The 2,520-nt window shown below is 63.3% G+C and carries 3 protein-coding genes; 2 read left to right on the forward strand and 1 reads right to left on the reverse strand.

What is annotated here, in order from left to right; genetic code table 11:
- The coding region (locus ACXJL8_RS38845) for a substrate-binding domain-containing protein (RefSeq protein WP_456686799.1) at positions 1-758 on the forward strand (758 nt) is incomplete at its 5' end.
- Positions 759-776: 18 nt separating this feature from the next.
- On the opposite strand, the gene ACXJL8_RS38850 is transcribed toward ACXJL8_RS38845, so the two are convergent.
- Positions 777-1,901, reverse strand: coding sequence for an autotransporter outer membrane beta-barrel domain-containing protein (locus ACXJL8_RS38850; protein ID WP_456621913.1), 1,125 nt, complete (start codon positions 1,899-1,901; stop codon positions 777-779).
- A 380-nt stretch (positions 1,902-2,281) separates the two neighbouring features.
- On the opposite strand from ACXJL8_RS38850, the gene ACXJL8_RS38855 reads away from it, so the two are divergent.
- Positions 2,282-2,488, forward strand: a complete 207-nt coding sequence (locus ACXJL8_RS38855; RefSeq protein WP_007591938.1) for a cold-shock protein — start codon at positions 2,282-2,284, stop codon at positions 2,486-2,488.
- The last annotated feature ends 32 nt before the right edge of the window (positions 2,489-2,520 follow it).

A 2,520-nucleotide genomic window follows, 5' to 3' on the forward strand; every position in this document is an offset into this window, starting at 1 on the left:
CCTTCAACGTATTCCGGCGTGCCTCTCGCTCCTCGAACGATACGTCCGGCACCGTGCGCGTCGCGGTGACGGAAGGTCCCGGCAATTTCTGGATCCTGCCGCGACTGATCGACTTCCAGAAGACCTACCGCAAGATCGCCGTCGATCTGCGCTGTGCCATGGAGCAGGCCGACGTTGCGCGTCTGGAATCCGATATCGCCATCCAGCTCGAGCCGCCGACCAATCCAGATCTCATCGTCACCAAGCTCGGCCGGCTGCACATCTATCCCTTCGTCTCCCGGGAGTACGAGACCCTCTACGGCGTGCCGTCGACGCTGGCCGAGTTGAAGAACCATCGCATCGTCAAGCAGAGCGCGCCACAGGTCGACGACAGCGCCTATGCGCGCGTGCTCGGGTTGAAGTCGCTGGAGGGCATCGTCGGGATCAAGACCAATTCCTCGGTCGGCGTGCTCTATGCAGTGGAGCGCGGCGCCGGGATCGGCTTCCTGCCGACGGTGTCGATCGCCCTCGGCGCCTCGCTCGTCGCCGTCGATCTCGGCGTGAGCCACCACGCCGATCTCTGGCTCACCTATCACAAGGAGTTTCGTGCCTCCGAGCGGCACAAGATCGTGGTCGAGTGGCTGAAGAAGATCTTCGATCCCAAGACCTATCCCTGCTTCCGCGACGAGTTCATCCATCCGAACGCGCTGGTGCCGATGATGACGGCCGCGCGCGATGGCTTTGGCCTGACCGGCTATGTCGCGGCGACGCCGATGTAGGCGCAGGCGGACCTTGCCTCACCACCGGTATTCGAAACCGACCGTGCCCTGGTGCGACGTGAGCTCATTGCGGAACTTGCCGTCGTAATTGATGTAGAGCCGCGCGGTGTTGGTCAGGCTGAGCGAGGCCGAGGCGCCGGCATCCATGCCGTAGCGGCTCTCGCCGATGCCGGGCACGATGATGCTTTCCGTCCCCAGGCTGACCTGGATCGAGCCCAGGTTCTGATAGAAATTGTCGACGAACTTGCCATAGGCCGACAGGTCCAGAATTTTCTGGTCGAAGATGAAGTAGCGCCCGATCTCGGCCCCGATCATGACGCGCGCGCGCGAGAGCGCCGTCGAGCCGACGTTCAACGGATCAAGTCCGCCGGCCTCCTGGAACGCCGCGCTGGTGGCGCGGACATATTCGAGCGCACCCTTGGGCACGACGCGCATCTGATCCTGGGTCCAGTAATAGCTGATCTCGGTCAGCGCGCCGTCGACCGACGCGCGATAGCCCGCCGTCGCCAGGCCAAAGCCGGTGTCCCGGCTGGAACGGACCTTGCCGAAACCGTGCACCACCGCGAAAGCCCAGGTCCACGGGCCCTTGTCGACCGAGCCACTGAAGCCGAGCTGGGTCAGGTCGAGCGTTGCCGACTGGAGCGCGAGCGGCACGTCGATGTCGGTGTGGCTCTGGTCGACGGAGAAGCCGATGTTGACGCCCGGCGCAAGCCGCGCACCGAAGCCGCCAACGCCGCCAACGGTCTTGCGCGTGTCGCCGACGAAATCGCCCTGCGCATCGGTCCGGACCGAGATGCCATAACCCTCGAACCAGGTGCGGTAGCGCGGGTCCTGCGTGCTCTCGGACGCGCCGCCACCGCCGGGATTGGTCCGCAGCGATCGGTCGATGCCGCCCGAGGCCCGGTTGCCGAGYCGCTCCAGGAAGTTCGATCCGAGATCGAGCGTGGTCGCACTCGGCACCGGAATCGGAGTCGGTGACGGTATTGGCGTGGGTGTCGGCGTGGGCGTCGGGCTCTGCGCAAAGCCTGGCGTGGCCGCCGACATCATCGCGACGAACGCAACAGCCATCGCAATCGCGACCCGGCGGACGCGGTCCAACCCGGTCGTCTGCCGTGTCCCGGAGGGCTGCGATGGGCAGCTCATGACCACAAATCCCGAAGCAAAATGGCGGCCCGCAAAAATGCAACACGACCGGCGCACGCGTGCGGCGATTTGTGCTGAACTGCCACGGAGGGTCAACCGTTTGGCCCCCCATGGCCGAGGCGATTGCCCCTGATTGTGGTTCTACGGCCACAGGTCGCAAATTGTCGTCGCATTCGGCCGGGCCCGGTCTTGAAATTCGCGCATGGCTTGCTAACGCGCGATTTTCGTGTTGCAATATCAGACACAATCGGAATTGGCGCTCGGCTGTGCGTTTCGCGACATTGAGATTCAAGACTCGAACAGACTTCCGGAAGCCCGTTTGTGGCGTGGCACGCGTAAAGCGGCCGCGTCTTTTTTATATCTAGCGGAGGAGACTGAGGATGCCGCAAAAGGGCACCGTCAAATGGTTCAACCCGACCAAGGGCTATGGGTTCATCAAGCCGAACGGCAGTGACAAGGACGTGTTCGTCCACATCTCCGCCGTTGAGCGTGCCGGACTCTCCACCCTGAACGAAAACCAGGTGGTTGAATACGACCTCGTGGAAAACCGCGGCAAAGCATCCGCGGAAAACCTCAAGGTCTCCTGATTTCTCTCAAGCCTACGCGCGAGAGATCATGA

It is taken from the genome of Bradyrhizobium sp. P5_C11_2 (assembly GCF_054049755.1).